Below are 727 nucleotides of genomic sequence, written 5' to 3'. Positions count from 1 at the left end.
GTCTAACCTTCGGGAGGACGATCACCACGGTGTGGTTCATGACTGGGGTGAAGTCGTAACAAGGTAGCCGTAGGGGAACCTGCGGCTGGATCACCTCCTTAACGACGAAGATCTCGATCCCATTCAGGGCTCACACGTTTGCTTGTCTGTTGCTAAAGGGTGTAGACGCTTTCTATAGGTCTGTAGCTCAGTTGGTTAGAGCGCACCCCTGATAAGGGTGAGGTCGGCAGTTCAAATCTGCCCAGACCTACCAATTTCAGCACGGTATATGGGGCCTTAGCTCAGCTGGGAGAGCGCCTGCCTTGCACGCAGGAGGTCAGCGGTTCGATCCCGCTAGGCTCCACCAGTTGCTGCATTGGTCGGGTGATCCGAATAGAAAGTGGAAGAAGTCAGAATCAAGCATTGTCTTGCTTGCTTCTGGCTTTTTAGTCGGACTCCGAAATCTTTATGGTTCGGATTGCTCTTTAAAAATTTGGGAAATGAGAAGTCCAAGTATTCATTGAGAATGCAAGCGTTAGAGACTTTCTGACACTTGTGTCTTTATGGTGAATCGTTATCACGATGAATGACCTGGGCGGGATTGGAGTTGCCAGTCGAAAGGCGGGCGATGAAGAGACTGTTTTGGGTTATATAGTCAAGTGATTAAGCGTACACGGTGGATGCCTTGGCAGCCAGAGGCGATGAAGGACGTAGTAGCCTGCGATAAGCTCCGGTTAGGTGGCAAACA

At 50.5% G+C, this 727-nt stretch carries 2 tRNA genes and 2 rRNA genes; all 4 read left to right on the top strand.

The window, feature by feature from the left end:
• Nucleotides 1-101, top strand: a 16S ribosomal RNA gene (locus D4A39_RS16810); the annotation flags it as partial.
• Between the two features lie 75 nt (nt 102-176).
• A tRNA-Ile gene (locus tag D4A39_RS16805) sits at nt 177-253 on the top strand.
• 17 nt (nt 254-270) lie between these two features.
• Nucleotides 271-346 (top strand) — tRNA-Ala (locus tag D4A39_RS16800).
• A gap of 286 nt (nt 347-632) precedes the next feature.
• A 23S ribosomal RNA gene (locus tag D4A39_RS16795) occupies nt 633-727 on the top strand; the annotation flags it as partial.

This window comes from Alcanivorax profundi (assembly GCF_003597125.1).
In the GTDB taxonomy this organism is placed as follows: Bacteria; Pseudomonadota; Gammaproteobacteria; order Pseudomonadales; family Alcanivoracaceae; genus Alcanivorax; species Alcanivorax profundi.
This window is presented reverse-complemented; position numbering and strand designations above follow the sequence as displayed.